At 74.3% G+C, this 16,164-nt stretch carries 12 protein-coding genes and 1 pseudogene; 11 read left to right on the top strand and 2 right to left on the bottom strand.

Annotated features, from left to right (window positions below; genetic code table 11):
• The first annotated feature begins 62 nt into the window (after window positions 1-62).
• The gene (locus tag ESG85_RS23945) at window positions 63-1,067 is read left to right on the top strand and encodes a phosphatase PAP2 family protein (protein ID WP_128982593.1); all 1,005 of its coding nucleotides are present in this window, start codon (window positions 63-65) and stop codon (window positions 1,065-1,067) included.
• Window positions 1,064-2,098 (top strand): DMT family transporter, encoded by a 1,035-nt coding sequence (locus tag ESG85_RS23940; protein ID WP_181019093.1) that lies wholly within the window; start codon window positions 1,064-1,066, stop codon window positions 2,096-2,098. The genes ESG85_RS23945 and ESG85_RS23940 overlap by 4 nt, the downstream gene beginning before the upstream one ends.
• A gap of 114 nt (window positions 2,099-2,212) precedes the next feature.
• On the opposite strand, the gene ESG85_RS23935 is transcribed toward ESG85_RS23940, so the two are convergent.
• A complete protein-coding gene (locus tag ESG85_RS23935) occupies window positions 2,213-2,728 on the bottom strand; it encodes a DUF4188 domain-containing protein (RefSeq protein WP_128982591.1) in 516 nt (171 codons plus the stop codon).
• A 511-nt stretch (window positions 2,729-3,239) separates the two neighbouring features.
• Between ESG85_RS23935 and ESG85_RS23930 the strand changes: the two genes are divergently transcribed.
• The 8 genes and pseudogenes from ESG85_RS23930 to ESG85_RS23890 all read left to right on the top strand — a co-directional run bounded on the left by ESG85_RS23930 (window position 3,240) and on the right by ESG85_RS23890 (window position 14,334).
• Entirely contained in the window at window positions 3,240-3,926 is a 687-nt protein-coding gene (locus ESG85_RS23930; protein WP_128982589.1) for a MerR family transcriptional regulator, read from the top strand.
• A gap of 63 nt (window positions 3,927-3,989) precedes the next feature.
• Complete coding sequence (locus tag ESG85_RS23925; protein WP_128982588.1) at window positions 3,990-4,373, top strand: VOC family protein; 384 nt, start codon at window positions 3,990-3,992, stop codon at window positions 4,371-4,373.
• 397 nt (window positions 4,374-4,770) lie between these two features.
• Window positions 4,771-5,429 (top strand): annotated as a pseudogene (locus tag ESG85_RS23920) (IS110 family transposase).
• 265 nt (window positions 5,430-5,694) lie between these two features.
• Window positions 5,695-6,717 (top strand): SPFH domain-containing protein, encoded by a 1,023-nt coding sequence (locus ESG85_RS23915; RefSeq protein WP_128982586.1) that lies wholly within the window; start codon window positions 5,695-5,697, stop codon window positions 6,715-6,717.
• Window positions 6,714-7,601: a hypothetical protein gene (locus tag ESG85_RS23910; RefSeq protein ID WP_128982584.1), complete on the top strand. Its 888-nt coding sequence runs from the start codon at window positions 6,714-6,716 to the stop codon at window positions 7,599-7,601. The genes ESG85_RS23915 and ESG85_RS23910 overlap by 4 nt, the downstream gene beginning before the upstream one ends.
• Before the next feature lie 131 nt (window positions 7,602-7,732).
• Window positions 7,733-8,581 carry a GNAT family N-acetyltransferase gene (locus tag ESG85_RS23905; protein ID WP_128982582.1) on the top strand — a complete coding sequence of 283 codons (849 nt, stop codon included), beginning with the start codon at window positions 7,733-7,735 and terminating at the stop codon, window positions 8,579-8,581.
• Between the two features lie 554 nt (window positions 8,582-9,135).
• Window positions 9,136-10,836 carry a S8 family peptidase gene (locus ESG85_RS23895; RefSeq protein WP_128982580.1) on the top strand — a complete coding sequence of 567 codons (1,701 nt, stop codon included), beginning with the start codon at window positions 9,136-9,138 and terminating at the stop codon, window positions 10,834-10,836.
• Window positions 10,837-11,085: 249 nt separating this feature from the next.
• Window positions 11,086-14,334, top strand: coding sequence for a helix-turn-helix transcriptional regulator (locus tag ESG85_RS23890; protein ID WP_128982578.1), 3,249 nt, complete (start codon window positions 11,086-11,088; stop codon window positions 14,332-14,334).
• 48 nt (window positions 14,335-14,382) lie between these two features.
• Here the strand turns inward: ESG85_RS23890 and ESG85_RS23885 are convergent, their stop codons facing one another.
• A complete protein-coding gene (locus ESG85_RS23885; protein ID WP_128982576.1) occupies window positions 14,383-15,189 on the bottom strand; it encodes a caspase family protein in 807 nt (268 codons plus the stop codon).
• A gap of 106 nt (window positions 15,190-15,295) precedes the next feature.
• Between ESG85_RS23885 and ESG85_RS23880 the strand changes: the two genes are divergently transcribed.
• A complete protein-coding gene (locus ESG85_RS23880) occupies window positions 15,296-16,159 on the top strand; it encodes a DNA/RNA non-specific endonuclease (RefSeq protein ID WP_128982574.1) in 864 nt (287 codons plus the stop codon).
• Window positions 16,160-16,164: the final 5 nt, after the last annotated feature.

The raw sequence follows: 16,164 nt of genomic DNA, 5'->3' as shown, positions 1-16,164 counted from the left end.
CTTCCGGGATACGCGGGATACGAAGAACTCGTCCTGCAGGACCGGGGGCGACGGCTACCCCCATGCGCCCGCCGCTGGTGCGCGAGCTGCTGCTCGTCACCGCGCTCTTCCTCGTCTACAAGTTCGGCCGGCTCTTCGCGAACGGCCACGAGACCCGCGCCTTCCGCAACGCCGACGGCGTCTGGGACCTGGAGCGCGCCGTGCACCTGCCGGGCGAAGGCGCGGTGCAGGATCTGCTGCTGCACGGCGAAGGCCTGGTCAGGGTCGCGAACACCTACTACGCGGCCGTGCACTTCCCGGCCACCGTCGCCTTCCTCGTCTGGCTCTACTGGCGCCGCCCGGCCTACTACCTCTGGTCGCGCCGCGTCCTCGCCCTCCTCACCGCCGCCGCCCTCGCGCTGCACCTGCTGCTGCCGCTCGCGCCGCCGCGGATGCTGGCCGCGAGCGGCCTGATCGACACCGCGCGGGTGTACGGGCCCTCCGTGTACGGCGCGACGCCGGAGGCGGACTCGATGGCCAACCAGTTCGCGGCGATGCCCTCGCTCCACTTCGGCTGGGCGCTGATGGTCGCGATCGGGCTGATCGCCGCCACGCGCTCGCGCGGGCGGTGGCTGTGGCTGCTGCACCCTCTGCTCACCCTGTTCGTGATCGTCGCCACCGCCAACCACTACTGGTTCGACGCACTGGTGGCCGCCGCCCTGCTGGCGCTCGCGCTGCTGCTCGTACCAGGGCCGACGTCGACGCCCGCACCGGAACCCACACCGGCACCCGCACCGGCACCCGCACCGGCACCCGCACCGGCACCCGCACCGGCACCGGCACCGGAACCCACACCGGCACCCACACCGGCACCCACACCGGCACCGGCACCGGAACCCACACCGGCACCGGCACGAGCGGAGACGGGAGCGGAAACAGGAGCGGGGACGCGAGCGGGGACGCGAGCGGGAACGGGAACGGACGCGGACGCATACGCCGACCCCGGCGCCGAAGGGGAGGGCCGGCGGCCCGGACCCCTCGGCGACCAGCAGGCGGCTTCCGCCCTGACCGTGGGGGCGCTGCGATGAGCGCCGTCGGCGGGGTCGCCGGGACCGCGGTGGCGGTCCTGCTCTCGCTCGTCTCGGCCGCCGGTTACGCGCTCGCCGCCGTCGCCCAGTCGCGGCTCGCCTCGGCGTCCGCCGGCGGACGCGGGGCGCTGCGCCGACTGCTCGCCCGCCCGCAGTGGTGGTGGGCGGTCGGTCTGAACGCCGCCGGCGCCCTCGCCCACGTCGCCGCCCTGCACTACGGGCCCCTCACGCTGGTCCAGCCACTCGGCGCGCTGACGCTCGTCGCGGCGCTGCCGATCGGTGCGTACGGGGCGCACCGGCGGGTCAGCCGGGTCGAGTGGCGCGGCGCGGCGTGGACCCTGGCGGGGCTGGTCGGGCTCGTGGCCGTGACCGGACCGGTCGCGCCGGGCGAGGTGCTCGACCTGCGCGAGACGCTGCTCGTCACCGCGGTCACGCTGCTGCTCATCGCCCTGCTCGCCGCGCGGGGGCGGAGCAGGGACGGGAAACGGGGCAGGGACGGGAGGCGGGGCAGCGGCCTCGGGCACGCGACGGCTTCCGGGGTGGCCTCGGCCGTCGGCTCGGCGCTGACGCAGACGCTGACCGTCGCACTCGCCCGCGACCTGCCGGGCGGAGCGACGGACGGGGCGGTCGGCTGGTGGGCGACCGCGCTGCTCGCGTTCCTGATCGCCGCGTTCGCGGTGGGCGGGCTGCTGCTCTCGCAGGCCGCGTACCGCGGCGGGCTCGCGGCCCCGCTCGCCGTGGTCAACCTCGCCAACCCGGCGGCCGCCGCGGTCATCGGCGTGGCCCTGCTGGGCGAGACCTTCCGCGCGGGCGTCTGGGGCTGGACGGTCGCCGGTGTGGCCGCGCTGGTCGCGGCCCGCGGGGTGGTCCTGTTGACCACGGGCCTCGAACCGGAGCGGTCACCCGCGCCTGAGTCGCCGACGACCGGCACCGGAGCCCCGACCGCGGCCCCGGCACCTCCGCGTCCGCGTCCACGTCCGTCCGCCGTGTCTCACTCCCTTCCGCAGACACAGCCCGAACCCGCCCGGTAGCGGCTGTCCGAACCCTCCGGAGCGGCTGCCCTGACCCGCCCGACAGTGGCTGGTCGCGCGTCCGGCCCGCCCCGAACCGCGGGCAGGCCCGGCGCCGGGCCCTCCACGCCGGCCCTACGCGGGCTTCGCCGCGCCGGCCGCTCCGTCGTGGGTGCCGAGCTGGGCCGCGTAGACCGGGTCTGTCGAGGTCTCGTAGCCGCCCTTCTCGCGCGGGACGGCCGGTTCGAGGCCGTGGATCGCACCGATGCCCGTCGGGGGCATGTCGCCGTAGAGCGCCTGGTACGCGCCCGGGCGGACCGAGTAGATCTCGTGCCAGATGCCGACCGCGCCGTTGCTGCTGAAGTAGCGGCGCCAGAAGGCGTTCTGGGCCGGGTGGTGACGGCGGCCGGTGTCGCCCGCGTACGCGCGGATGTCGCCCGCGCGCCGCCAGTACTGGACGATCGTCACCTCACCGAAGCGCGGCCCGAGGAGCATCCGGTAGCCGAGGAAGCCGCTGGCCGGGTCCTCGCTCAGCTCCTTGATCATGCCGGGCATCGCCATGACGACGGGCAGCCAACCGCGCACCGAGCGCCAGCGGTTGATGCGGGCGCCGATCAGGAACACGGCGACCGGTTCGGTGTTGACCGCCATGAAGCGGCCCCGCCGCGGCCGGCGTCGCTCGGCATGACTCCCGCGCCCCGCTTTCCCGCCCCGCCGGCGGACCTCCGCCTCCGCCTCCCCGGCACCCGGGCCGCCCTGCCCTCCGCCGAGTCCGCCCCCGGCCTCTCCCGCAGCCTCCCCAGCGGCGTCTCCAACGGCCTCGCCAGCGGCCTCGCCGGCGAGCGCCCCGGAGGCGCCCGCCGCGCCGGACGGCCTCCCGCCATACCACTCGGGCACCGTGACCAGCCGCATCCCGTCGCCCAGACCGAGTCGTGCCATGTGTCCGTCCCCCATCCGTCGTCCGTCGTCCGTCACCGCCGCCGGCCATCCGCCGTCCGTCGTCCGTCGTCCGTCACCGCCGCCGGCCATCCGTCGTCGGTCGTCCGTCGTCACGCGTGAGTCATGGATAGCTCGACTATCCTTGGGTCGCAGAGTAGAACTCCCCGAAAGCCCTGTCGAGACGGCGGGAGCGACGAGCGAGAACGGGAACGGTGGATCTCAGGTGCGCCTCTCCGAGCTGAGCGCCCGTAGCGGCGTGTCGGTCGCGACGGTGAAGTACTACCTGCGCGAGGGCCTGCTCGCGCCCGGCGCACCCGTCACCGCCCGGCAGTCCGACTACGGCGAGGAGCACCTGCGCCGGCTGCGGCTGGTCCGGGCTCTGCTCACGGTCGGCGGCATGACGGTGCAGCAGGCCCGTGACGTGCTCGCGGTCGCGGACGACCCGGCGTTCGGATGGCACGAGCGGGTCGGCATCGCCACGTACATGCTCGGCCCGCGCGTCGAACCGCCGGAGGAGGGCGCGCCCGAGCGGGAGCTGTGGGACGAGGTCGCGGCCGAGGTGCGCGCGCTGCTGACCGAGCTCGACTGGCGCGTCTACGACGAGGCGCCGGCACTCGCGGCACTGGTCCGCGCGATCACGAGCGTGCGCTCGCTCGGCTATCGCGGCGAGATGGCCGACATCCGGCGGTACGCGCTGGCGCTGCACCCGATCGCCGAGGAGGAGGTGGCGGTGATCGACGGGTACCCGGTCCTGGAGGAGGCCATCGAGGCGACCGTCGCCTACACGACGCTCTACGAACCCATCCTCCTGGCCCTGCGCCGCCTCGCCCACGAGGACGCCTCCGCCCGTCGGCACGAGGGCGGGCCGGGCGGCGCGAAGGAGGGCGGACGGCCGACGGCGACGGCCTGAGCCGTCACCCGGCCGGACGCGGACGGCGATCGCTCCGCCGGCCCCGTTCGTACAGTGACGGACATGGCATGCCGCATCAGTGAGCTGGTCATCGACTGCGCCGACCCCGAACGGCTCGCCGCGTTCTGGCGCGAGGTCCTCGGCTATGCCGAGCTGGACCGGGAGGCCGACGGGAGCATCCAGATCGGGCCGCCGGACGTCGGCTTCGGCGGCGCGCAGCCCACGCTCGTCCTCAGCCCCAGCGGCGACCCCCGGACGGGAAAGCTGCGGCTGCACGTCGACGTCAACGCCACCGACCGGGACCAGGACGCCGAGCTGGAGCGGCTGCTCGCCCTCGGCGCCAGGCCCGCCGACGTCGGCCAGACCGGGAACGAGAGCTGGCACGTCCTGGCCGACCCGGAGGGCAACGAGTTCTGCCTGCTTCGGGACCGGCTGCCGGTCGTCTGAGTGACGGCACACCCCGACCGGGCGGCCCGGGCGGCGCTTGCCGACTCGACCGGCGACCCGGGTAGCGCCCGTCGACTCGACCGTCTTGGGGCTGCCGCGCCCCCGCTCGGACACCCGGACCGCTGCACCCCGACTCTGCCGCCGCCCTTCCCTCCCCCCCCCGTTACCGTCTTCGTCGGCTCCGCAATGGGGCCTCCGGCCTTCGGGTCCGGCATGACTTCCCCCCTTGTTGTTCATGATCCGGGGGGTGGTGTCACCGGCCCGGAGGCATCGACGGACCGCTGATGAGAGGCTTGAGCACCGGCTTCACCCAGGCCGGAAGAGCTCTCCGTAACGGGGATGTGGCAGCTCGGTGCCGAGGCAAGGCCGGACGAAAGCGTGAGCGGAGGGGCCTGACGTGATCGACACCGGCGACATCAACGTCTCCCTCGGCCTGGACGTCGGCAAGTGCGAACACCACGCCACCGCCGTCACCCCGGCCGGGAAGAAGGCCTTCGACAAGCGGTTACCCAACACCGAACACAAGCTCCGCGAGCTGTTCGCCAAGCTGCAGGCCAAGCACGGAACGGTGCTGGTCGTGGTCGACCAGCCGGCCTCGATCGGCGCCCTGCCGCCGGCGGTCGCAAGGGACATGGGCTGCCCGGTCGCCTACCTTCCGGGCCTGACGATGCGGCGGATCGCCGACCTCTACCCGGGCGAGGCCAAGACGGACGCGAAGGACGCGTTCATCATCGCGGACGCCGCCCGCGTGATGCCCCACACGCTGCGGGCGATCGACGGCGAGGACGAGACCATCGCCGAGCTGGAGATGATCGTCGGATTCGACGACGACCTGGCCGGCGAGGCGACCAGGGTCAGCTCAAACGGGCCTTCTTCCTCTCCGCGTTTGCAGCCTTGGCCGACCCCGCATCGCGGACCTACTACGACAAGAAGATCGCCCAGGGCAAGCACCACACCCAGGCCCTGCTCTGCCTCGCCAGACGCCGGGCCGACGTCCTCTTCGCCATGCTCCGCGACGGCACCTTCTACGAACCCCGGCCAGCCTCGGCCGGCTGATCGTCAGAGGCCTCACCGCACACGGGACAGTCCCGCTCGTCGACCGAGTCCAACACAACCGGATGACCGCAAAAGTCGCACGGCCGCATGCTCTCGCCCGCCGACTCCCGTGCAGGCACGTCATCACTCATGACAGCCACACTGCCACCCGACCACCTTGACCGACGACATAGGGGCACCCCCCGACCACCACCCCCTTCAAATTCGTCACCTTGACGACAACCCCCTTGGCCACCTATCGTCAAACTGACGACAAGGAGGCTTCATGGCCGACATCACCCGCCGCGCCGGCTGGCGGCACCTGCGCTCCGCGCCCACCGCGCACATCCGCCACCAGCGGCGCGGGCAGCTCGTGCACGAGGGCGTGGGACTGAGCTTCTGGTTCCGCCCGCTCTCCGCGGCGCTGAGCGAAGTACCGGTCGATGACCGGGAGTTGGCGATGGCCTTCCATGCCCGCACCGCCGACTTCCAGGACGTGAGCGTCCAGTCGACCGTCACGTACCGGATCGGCGACCCGGCCGCCGCGGCCACGCGGCTCGACTTCTCCGTCGACCCGGACACCGGCGCCTGGCGCGGGACCCCGCTCGAGCAGATCGGCACCCTGCTCACCGAGACCGCCCAGCAGCACGCCCTCGCCGTGCTCGCCCGGATCCCGCTCGCCGAGGCGCTCGTCGACGGCGTAGGAACCGTACGGGACCGGATCGCGGCCGGGCTCGCGGCCGAGCCCCGGCTGCCCGACACCGGGATCGAGGTCGTGGCGGTACGCGTCGTTGCCGTACGTCCGGAGCCCGAGGTCGAGCGTGCCCTGCGCACTCCCGCGCGCGAGCAGATACAGCAGGAGGCGGACCGGGCGACGTACGAACGGCGCGCCGTCGCCGTCGAACGGGAGCGTGCCATCGCCGAGAACGAGCTGGCCAGCCAGATCGAACTCGCCCGGCAGGAGGAGCGTCTGGTCGAGCAGCGCGGCATCAACTCCCGCCGCGAGGCCGAGGAGAGCGCCGCCGCCGACGCCGTACGCGCGGAGGCCGAGGCCACCCGTACGGTACGGCTCGCCCACGCCGAGGCGGAAGCCGCACGCGAGGTGGGCGCGGCGCGCGCGGAGGCGCAGAGCGCATGGCTGCGGGCCCACGCCGAGGTCGCCCCGGCGACGCTGCACGCGCTCGCCGCGACCCGCGCCGCCGAACAGCTCCCGCGCATCCAGCACCTGACGCTCTCCCCCGACGTCGTGACCGGACTGCTGGCCAAGCTCGGCGGCGGCACGGATACGGGTACGGGTACGGGTACGTGAGCCTCGCACCACGGGCCGTCGTGGTCCATCGGACCACCGAGTACGAGGAGTTGCTCGCCCGGTACGGGACCCACGGCCAGGCCGCGTTCCACCTGGCCGCCCGGGGGCGCTCCGTGGCGGAGATCCGGGAGCGGCACGAGCGGAACCTGCGGGCCCTCGCCGAGGTGACCGCGGCGGTGCCGCTGCGCTGGCGGCGGGCCCGGGTCGAGCGCGCGGACCTCGACCGCTTTCTGTTCGGTCCCGAGGACGTCGTCGTGGTCGTCGGACAGGACGGTCTCGTGGCCAATGTCGCCAAGTACCTGTCGGGGCAGCCGGTGGTCGGGATCGACGACGCTCCGGGGCGCAATCCGGGCGTCCTCGTGCGCCACCGGCCGGCGGACGCGCGCCGGCTCCTGCCGTCGGCCGCGGACGCGACGGCGGAGCTCCTCACCATGGTCGAGGCCGTCACGGACGACGCGCAGCGGCTGCTCGCCCTCAACGAGATCTACATCGGCCCGCCCGGCCACCAGACCGCCCGCTACACGCTGCGGCCCCCGGCCGCGGAGCCCGAGGCGCAGGCCTCGTCGGGGGTGCTCGTCGGTACGGGCACGGGGGCCACGGGCTGGCTCCGCTCGCTGTGGCTCCAGCGCGGCAGCGCCCTGCCGCTGCCCGCGCCGACCTCGCCACGGCTGGCCTGGACGGTCCGGGAGGCGTGGCCCTCGCCGGTGACGGGGGCGTCGTGCGTGGAGGGGCTGTTGGCGGCGGGGGACGCGCTGGGGCTGGTGGTGGAGTCGGACCGGCTCGTGGCGTTCGGGGACGGGATGGAGTCGGACGCGCTGGAGTTGACGTGGGGGCGGTCGGTCCGGGTGGGGGTCGCCGGGGTGGGCCTGCGGCTCGTGGGGTGAGCCGGGAGGAAGGCGGGCCCGGTCCGTACGGTGTCCCCCGCGCGCACGCGGCCGGAAAGCGACGCAGCGGGACGGGAGGTCGCCGTCGCGGGGCTATGCTCGGGCGCTCCGGTGTCGTCGAAGGGAGCTCCATGACCCTCCACGTCTCCCGCGCCTCCCTCCGGGACTGGTCGCTGGTGCGCGAGTGGTGCGCGGCGGAGGGCTGGAATCCGGGAGCGGCGGACGCGGCGGCGTTCTTCGCGCAGGATCCCGAGGGGTTCTTCCTGGGACGGATCGACGGAGATCCGGTGTCCGCGGTCTCGGTGGTCAACTACGACGACGACTACGCGTTCCTGGGGTTCTATCTGGTTCGCCCCGATCTGCGCGGTCGCGGGCACGGCCTGGCGACCTGGCGGGCGGCGCTCGCGCACGCCGGCGGGCGGACGGTGGGGCTCGACGGGGTGCCCGCCCAGCAGGACAACTACCGGCGCTCGGGCTTCGCGCCGGCCTACCGCACGGCTCGCTACGTGGGCGAAGTGCCGCTTCCGGACCGTCCGGTGACGGGTGTGGTGGCGGCGGAACGGGTGGATCCGGCCGAGCTCGCGGCGTACGACAGCTCCTGTCATCCGGCCGACCGGCCCCGCTTCCTCGCCGCCTGGCTGGGCACGCCGGGTCATCGTGCCCTGGCACGGCTCACCGACGGACGTCTCAGCGGCTACGGCGTGGTGCGGCCGGCCGAGCAGGAGGCCAGGATCGGGCCGTTGTTCGCGGACACGCCCGCCGACGCCTCCGCGCTGCTCGACGCCCTCGCCGCCGAGGCCCGTGCGTTCGGCGCTCCGCGCATCGCCGTCGACATGCCCGAGGCCAATCCGGCCGCGGCCCGGCTCGCCCTGTCGCGGGGTCTGGAGCCCACCTTCGAGACGGCCCGCATGTACACGGGTCCGATCCGGCCCCTCGCCCAGGACCGGGTCTTCGGCGTGACGACCCTCGAACTCGGCTGAACGGTGCGTTCTTCGCCAATCGACTGAGCGCGGCGGCCGCGCGAAGGCGTGCGCGGGGTGCGGGCGGCACCCGGTCCGGGTGGTCCCGCCACCCCTGTCACCAGGGCTTACGCCCTCCCCCTTCCCTCCCCCTCCCTCCCTGTGAGGGTGACAAGGGTTTTCCCCGTATCGAGTTCACCTCGGCGTTCCCTACTGTCTGCCGCACCGGCGGATCCTTTCCCCCATCTCAACCTGTCAGGTCCATGAGGACGGGTGGGTGGTGTCCGCCGGGGACGGCCTTGACCCGGGCCGTCGCGCCGGTGGCGGCGCACGGGCCCCCACGCCCAGGGAACGGCGGATCGTGACCCCACTTCGCCCCGCGGTCTCCCGCGCCGCCGCCACTGCTCCACTCACGTCGTACTCGAAAGGGCCACACCTTGAACGGTTCCAGGCGGAGAGTCATATCCGTGGTGGTCGCGAGCGCCGCGATCCTCGGTGCCGCTGCCACCACCTCCGGGGCGTTCGCCGCCGCCCCGGCCGCACCCTCCCCGAAGCCGGCTCCGGCTTCCCAGGCCATGACCGCGCTGCCCAGCGCCCCGGTCGAGAAGGTCATCGTCACCTACAAGTCCTCGTCCGCCGAGGCCGCCTCCAACACCGCCGCGAAGAGCGACGCCGCCGAGAAGGCCGCCAAGACCGGCGAGAAGCTCTCCTTCGAGCGCCGTCTGGCCGGCGGTGCCGCGCTGGTCGACCTGGGCGATTCCGCCTCGAAGCAGGACGTCGCCGAGGTCATGGCCGCGTTCAAGGCCGACCCGCAGGTCACCTCCGTCGAGCCCGACATCCGCGCGTACGCCATGGCGGTCGCGCCGAACGACACCGACTACGCCAAGCAGTGGGACCTCTTCGAGCCCACCGGCGGCATGAACGTCCCCGCCGCCTGGGACAAGACGACCGGTTCCGGCGTCACCGTCGCCGTCATCGACACCGGCTACGCCGCCCACTCGGACCTGGCGACCAACGTCGTCTCCGGTTACGACTTCATCTCCACCTCCGCCGACGCCCGTGACGGCAACGGCCGCGACGCCGACGCCAAGGACGAGGGCGACTGGAACGCCACCGACGGCGAGTGCGGCACCGGCTCCAGGGCCTCCAACTCCTCCTGGCACGGCACCCACGTGGCCGGCACCATCGCCGCGGTCACGAACAACACCAAGGGCATCGCGGGCATCGCGTACAACGCGAAGATCCAGCCCGTGCGCGTGCTCGGCAAGTGCGGCGGTTCCTCCGCCGACATCGCCGACGCGATCACCTGGGCCTCCGGCGGCTCCGTGCCGGGCGTCCCGGCGAACCCCACCCCGGCCAAGGTCATCAACCTCAGCCTGGGCGGCGCCAGCTCCACCTGCCCGAGCGTCTACCAGAACGCGATCAACGGCGCCGTCTCGCGCGGTACCACCGTCGTCGTCGCCGCGGGCAACAGCAACGCCAACACCTCCGGCTTCACGCCCGCGAACTGCTCGAACGTCATCACCGTGGCGTCGACCAGCCGCGAGGGCAACCGGTCGTACTACTCCAACTACGGCTCCATCGTGGACGTGGCGGCCCCGGGCGGCGAGACCCGCCGCGCGACCGACACGCCCGGCACCGTGACCACGCCCGAGAACGGCATCTACTCCACGCTGAACTCCGGCGCGACGGTCCAGTCGCTCGAGAACTACAAGCCCTACCAGGGCACGTCGATGGCGGCCCCGCACATCGCCGGTCTCGCCGCGCTCCTGAAGTCGGCCAAGTCCACCCTGACCCCGGCCGAGATCGAGTCGGCCATCAAGACCAACGCCCGCCCGCTGCCCGGCACCTGCACCGGCGGCTGCGGCACCGGCATCGCGGACGCCGCGAAGACGGTCGAGGCGGTCACCGGCACCACCACGCCGCCGACCGGCACGGTCTTCACCAACGCGAACAACGTGACGATCGCGGACAACGCCACCGTGTCCTCCTCGATCAACGTCACCGGCCGCACCGGCAACGCCCCCGCCGCCCTCAAGGTCGACGTGGACATCAAGCACACCTACCGCGGCGACCTGGTCATCGACCTGATCGCCCCCGACGGCACCGTGCGCAACCTGAAGGCCTCCTCCGGCTCCGACGGCGCCGACAACGTGCTCGCCACCTACACGGTGGACGCGTCCAGCGAGGTCGCCAACGGCACCTGGCGGCTCCGGGTCCGCGACGCGTACCGGGGTGACACCGGCTACATCGACTCGTGGAGCCTGACCTTCTGAACCGGCTGATTCGCTCGCGAATCGCCTCCTGATCACCCCCCACACACCAGCATCACCGCTGGTCAGCGAAGCGCCCGTGGTCTACACCACGGGCGCTTCCGGCAGTTGGGGACACCCGTCCCCCCGGCGGCTGACCGGGGCTCGCCGTCCGTATGCCGGACAAGACCCCTGGACTGGGGCGCCGTGCTCCGTATTCTCTGCGCAACGGGCTCACGGGCAGGGCCCGAGCGCCGGAGGGGTGGTGGACACATGACGACAGCGCCGCTCCGGCCTGCGCCAGTGGGCCGGGAGGAGCTCCTGGCCCGGCTCGAACGCGTTCTCCAGACCAGGGGCCGTGCGCTGCTGACCGGCCCGGCCGGCGTCGGCAAGACCGAGGTCGCCGTCGCCGCGGCCGCCCGCGCCGAGGCGCGGGGCGAGACGGTCCTGTGGCTCGCCACGCTCCCCGCCGACCGCGCGATACCCGGCGCATCCGCCGCCGCGCTCGTCGCCTCCGTGGCCGCGACCGTCACCTGGCCCGCCCCGGCGGCGCCCGCACCCGTCCCCGCACCCAGGTCCGCCGCCCCCTCTCCCGCCGCGTCACCCACGACCGGCGGAACCCCGGCTCCCGGTGAGCACCCGGCGGCCGACGGCCGCCGGACGGCCGCGCACGGCGCCGGCGCGCCCCCGTTCGCCGGAACCGGTTCCGGCCGGGCGTCCGCAGGCACCACGGCGGGCGGCGAGGACCACCTCGCCGGGTCCTCCGGCGGCCCCGGAGCCACCACCCGCGCGCCGGTGGGATCCGGATCCGCCGGCGGGCACGACGGCGGCTGCCCGCACGCCTCCGCGGCCGGCCTGGGGGGCGTCATCGCCTCCGGGATCTTCGACGGGCTGCCGGGGCCGCAGCGGGCGGCCGTCGCGATGCTGTGCCGGGAGGCCCCGCCGGAGGAGGGCGGCTGGGACCCGATCGCGCTGCGGCTCGCCCTCGCGGGCATCCTGCGCGCGCTGACCGCCCGCGGCCCCGCGCTCCTCGTCGTCGACGGCATGCAGCACATCGACCCGGAAAGCGCCGATCTGCTCCGTTTCGCCCTCCATCTGGCTCCGCCCGCGCTGCGGGTGATCGCCGTCGAGACGCCGGAGGCCTACGCGGCGTACGGCACGGGCTACGGCACCGCCGGCGGCACGAGGGCCCCGGGCGGCTCCGCCGAGGCCGTCTCCGGTCCGGCGGCGGGCCCGGCGACGGACTCCTCCGGCGCCGGCGCGGGCTACGGCAAGGACCCGCACGAGACGCGCCTGTGGGTGCCGTCGGAGGCGGACGTGCTGCTCGTACCGCCGCTGCACGCCGACGAGATCGCCGAGCTGCTGATCCACCACCGGCTGCCGTCCCGGATGGCCGGTCGCATCCACAAGGCGAGCGGCGGCAATCCGCGCCTCGCGCTCGCCGTGGGCCGCTCACTGGCCGACGCCCGGACCCCCGTCCACCACGCGGAGGCGCTGACGCTGTCCGGGCGCGCCCGCGACCTGGCCCGGCAGCTGCTCGGCGCCGCGCCGCCCGAGGTGCGCTCGACGCTGCTCCTGGCGGCCCTGGCGCTGCGGCCCACCGCCGCGCTGGTCCGGCGGGCCGGGCGGCCCCAGGCGGAGGCCGACCTGGCCGCGGCCGAGCGGGCCGGTCTGGTGTCGATGTCGGAGGACGGCACGGTCGCGTTCACGGCCGGGCTGCTGCCCTCCACCCTGGTGCACGACGCGTGCTGGGCGGAACGCAGCGCCGGGCACGCGGCGCTGGCCCGGGTGGTGGACGACCCGGTCGAGTCCGTGCGGCACCGGGCGCTCGCCACCGACGCGCCCGACGAGGAGCTCGCCGCCGAGGTAGCCGAGGCGGCGGACCTGGCCCGGCGGCGCGGCAACAGCGCGCTGGCGGCCGAACTCGCCCTGCTGGCCGCCGAGTCGACGCCGGGCCGGAACGCGCGGCAGCGGATCGCCCGGCTGGTGGACGCGGCGGAGGAGGCGGCCCGGGCCGCCCGCGCCGATCTGGCGATGCGCGCCGCGACGGACCTCCTCGCCCGGGACGCGGCGCCCTCGGACCGGGTCCGGGCCAGGCTCGCGGTGCTCGACACCGCGGGCCAGGGCCTGACCGGCCTCGACGAGATGTACGTGCACGCGATGGAGGACTCGGAGGGCGACACCGCGCTGAGGGCCGCCGTCCAGCTCCGACTCGCCGTCAAGTACGTGCTGGCGGACGGCGATCCGCTGCGTTCGCGGGCCGCCGCGATGGAGTCGGCGCAGCTGGCCGCCTCGATGGGCGACCCCCGTACGGCCGCGCAGGCCCTGACCGTGCAGGCGCGCATGGAGCGGGCGCTCGGCTCGTCGGACGCCGAGGCGGTGCTCGCGCAGGCCCGGGCCCTGGAGACGGCCGAACGTCCGGCCGGTGTCCGCAACGCGGCCCAGATCCTGACGATCCGTCACGCCCTGTTCGACGGGCGCCTCGTGGACGCCAGGACCCAGCTGAACGCGCTGCTGCCGCTGGTGCAGCGGCGCGGCTCGGTGGAGGACGCGATCGAGCTGCTGAGCACGCTCGCGGAGATCGAGTCGCGGATCGGACCGTGCGCTTCGGCGCTCGGACACGCCGGCCAGTCGCTCGCGCTCACCCTGGAGGCGGGGCTCTCCCCGGGACCCGCCTGGTACGCCCTGGCGCTTGCGGAGACCGCCGGCGGCAGCTTCGCCCGGGCGGCCAGCTACGCCCGGCGCAGTGTGCAGGCCTCGGAGGAGGAGGGCGACCGCGTCTTCCTCTCGCGCAGTCTGTACGCGCTCGGCCGGGTGCAGCTGGTGAACGGGGACGTTGCGGCGGCGCTGGAGACGCTGCGCCGGGTGGAGGCGAACGAGCGCGCCCAGTCCACGGTGGATCCGTCGATGCTCCGCTGGCACGAGGAGCTCGCGGAGGCGCTGCTCGCGCACGACGCGGTCGACGAGGCGGTGGCGCTCCTGTCGGAGGTGCGCCCGGTGGGCGAGCGGCTCGGCCGGACGACGGTGCTGCTCGGCTGCGACCGGGCCTACGCGCTGTGCCTCGCGGCGGAGGGCCGTACGGACTCGGCGGCGGAGCTGCTCGCGGGCACGGCGGCCCGGTTCGGCGAGGCGGAGCTGCCGCTGGAGCAGGGTCGTGCGCTGATCGCGCTGGCGCGGGTGGAGCGCCGGCGGCGGCGCCGCTCGGCCGCGCAGGCCGCGCTGCACGCGGCGGCGTCCACGTTCGAGCGGGTCGGTGCCGTGCCGTGGCTCGCGCTCACCAGCGAGACGCCGGCCGGTCCGGCGGGCGAGGGCCCGGCGGGTGAGGACACGCTGCCGGGCCTCGCCTCGCTGACCGACGCGGAGCTGCGGCTCGCGCGTCTGGTGGGGCAGGGCGCCAGCAACCAGGAGGCGGCGGCGAAGCTGTACCTGAGCGTGAAGACGGTGGAGGCGCGGCTGACGCGGATCTACCAGAAGCTCGACGTCCGCTCGCGCGCGCAGCTCGCCACCGCCCTGCGGCCGTGAGGACGGGGCCGCACGGCGCTGGGCCCGGGCGCCGCGTGGCCCTCCGGCTCACACGGTGAACGGGCGCTGCCCCAGGAACGCCGTGGAGGGTGCTCCGGTCGTGTGGAGGTTGGGGCTCTGGGTGGGCGGGAGCCTGCGCTGGATCGCCCGGTGGAAGGTGCGGTAGTCGCCGCGGAAGCCGCCGTCGCCCCAGACCTCCAGCAGCGCGCCGGTGAAGGCGCCGTTGACGGGTCCGTCCATGGCGGTCTGGTTGTCCTGACAGGCCGAGATCAGGATCACCGGCGGCCCCTCCCCGTCGCCCGCCGCGACGGAGTCCTTGGCGAGCGTGCGCTGCAGTTCGTCGTAGAAGTCGCGGTCGCGGTCGTAGAGTTCGGCCTGCTTCGGCTCGGGCATGTAGCGGCCGGTGGTCTCGGCGCCGGGGAGTTCGACGCTGCTGCCGCTGTGGCAGCAGTCGAAGAAGGTGACGATCCGCACGCCGTCCTCGAAGCGCAGGAACTCCTGGTGGACCTCGTCGTCGAGGAACTGGCGGTCGTAGAGGACCAGGGTCTCGTCGCGGCGGTCGGGTTCGTCGTCGGGGCCGGTGACGTCCGGGACCTGGCCGCCGTGGCCCGAATAGGTGAGGAGCAGGATGTCGCCGGCGGCGAGCCGTTCGGCCGCCGCGCGCAACTCGGTGACGACCCGGTCGACGGTGCCCTCGCGGGTGAGGACGACGGTGTCCGCGAAGCCGGCGGCGCGCGCCAGGCGTGCCATGTCGTGGGCGTCGTTCTCGCAGGCCAGAAGGGTGCCGTCCCAGCCGCCGTAGCGGTCGGGGTCGACGCTGTTGAGTCCTACGTGCAGGGAGATTCCGGTGGGCATGGGGTGCCTCCTTGGCCGGACGGGAGGGGGCACCGGGGGCGTCTGATCGAGTGGCCTGCGGGTCCGGTGCCGTGGGCGGCCCTCCTCCGCGCGGTACTTACATCGTATGAACCCAAGCGACACCCGGCACGGCCTGCCGGCGGACGGGCCCACCGGTTACGACGAGAACTTCCTCGGCCCGACCGTGCCCCTCGCCCTGCCGGCCCGCACGTCCGTGGAGACGGTGATCCTGCCGTACACCCACTTCACCGTCGTCTTCCGGCCCGACCGACGGCTCGCCGCCTCGACGGCCGTGTGCATCGAGGGCTCCGAGCTGCTCGACGACGTTCCGCGCGACGACACGTGGCTGTACGACCCGCGGCTGCCGCGCGAGCAGCAGGCCGGCGACGAGGTCTACCGCAACAACAGCCTGGACCGCGGCCATCTGGTGCGGCGGCTCGACCCCGTGTGGGGTGCCGCGGCCGTGGCGGGCCGGGCCAACACGGAGACCTTCCACTTCACCAACGCGGCGCCGCAGGCGGACGTGTTCAACCAGGGCAAGCAGCTGTGGCAGGGCCTGGAGAACTACCTCCTGGACCACGCGGCCCAGTTCGACCGCAAGCTGGTGGTGCTGACCGGGCCGGTGCTCCAGGACTCCGATCCGCCGTACCGGGGCATCCAGGTGCCGCTGCGCTTCTGGAAGGTGGCCGCGTTCATGCAGGACGGGGCGCTGGCGGCGACGGCGTACGTGCTGGACCAGAGCCCGGACCTGAGCCGGGACGCGGACCGGGCGTTCGCCGGTGCCCAGGCGGGTGCGCCGCCGCCGCTCGGGCCCTTCCGCACGTACCAGGTGCCGGTGTCGGACGTCGCCGAGATCACCGAGCTGGAGCTGGGACCGCTGCCGGACGTGGACCTGATGCCGCCGATGCGAGCACCGGAGGAACGGTGGCGGCGCCTGGAGTCGTACGAGGACATCACGATGACGACCTGAGCCGT

Source organism: Streptomyces roseicoloratus, from assembly GCF_004117935.1.
Lineage (GTDB): Bacteria > Actinomycetota > Actinomycetes > Streptomycetales > Streptomycetaceae > Streptomyces > Streptomyces roseicoloratus.
Note: the sequence above shows the minus strand (reverse complement) of the source record. Positions and strands in the feature narration are given on the sequence as shown.

What these genes read in the sequence shown, in the direction of transcription:
- ESG85_RS23945 (WP_128982593.1), top strand. Translation starts at nt 63, where the DNA reads ATGCGCCCGCCGCTGGTGCGCGAGCTGCTGCTCGTCACCGCGCTCTTC.
- ESG85_RS23940 (WP_181019093.1), top strand. Translation starts at nt 1,064, where the DNA reads ATGAGCGCCGTCGGCGGGGTCGCCGGGACCGCGGTGGCGGTCCTGCTC.
- ESG85_RS23935 (WP_128982591.1), bottom strand. Translation starts at nt 2,728, where the DNA reads ATGGCGGTCAACACCGAACCGGTCGCCGTGTTCCTGATCGGCGCCCGC.
- ESG85_RS23925 (WP_128982588.1), top strand. Translation starts at nt 3,990, where the DNA reads ATGGCATGCCGCATCAGTGAGCTGGTCATCGACTGCGCCGACCCCGAA.
- ESG85_RS23915 (WP_128982586.1), top strand. Translation starts at nt 5,695, where the DNA reads ATGGCCGACATCACCCGCCGCGCCGGCTGGCGGCACCTGCGCTCCGCG.
- ESG85_RS23905 (WP_128982582.1), top strand. Translation starts at nt 7,733, where the DNA reads ATGACCCTCCACGTCTCCCGCGCCTCCCTCCGGGACTGGTCGCTGGTG.
- ESG85_RS23895 (WP_128982580.1), top strand. Translation starts at nt 9,136, where the DNA reads ATGACCGCGCTGCCCAGCGCCCCGGTCGAGAAGGTCATCGTCACCTAC.
- ESG85_RS23890 (WP_128982578.1), top strand. Translation starts at nt 11,086, where the DNA reads ATGACGACAGCGCCGCTCCGGCCTGCGCCAGTGGGCCGGGAGGAGCTC.
- ESG85_RS23885 (WP_128982576.1), bottom strand. Translation starts at nt 15,189, where the DNA reads ATGCCCACCGGAATCTCCCTGCACGTAGGACTCAACAGCGTCGACCCC.
- ESG85_RS23880 (WP_128982574.1), top strand. Translation starts at nt 15,296, where the DNA reads ATGAACCCAAGCGACACCCGGCACGGCCTGCCGGCGGACGGGCCCACC.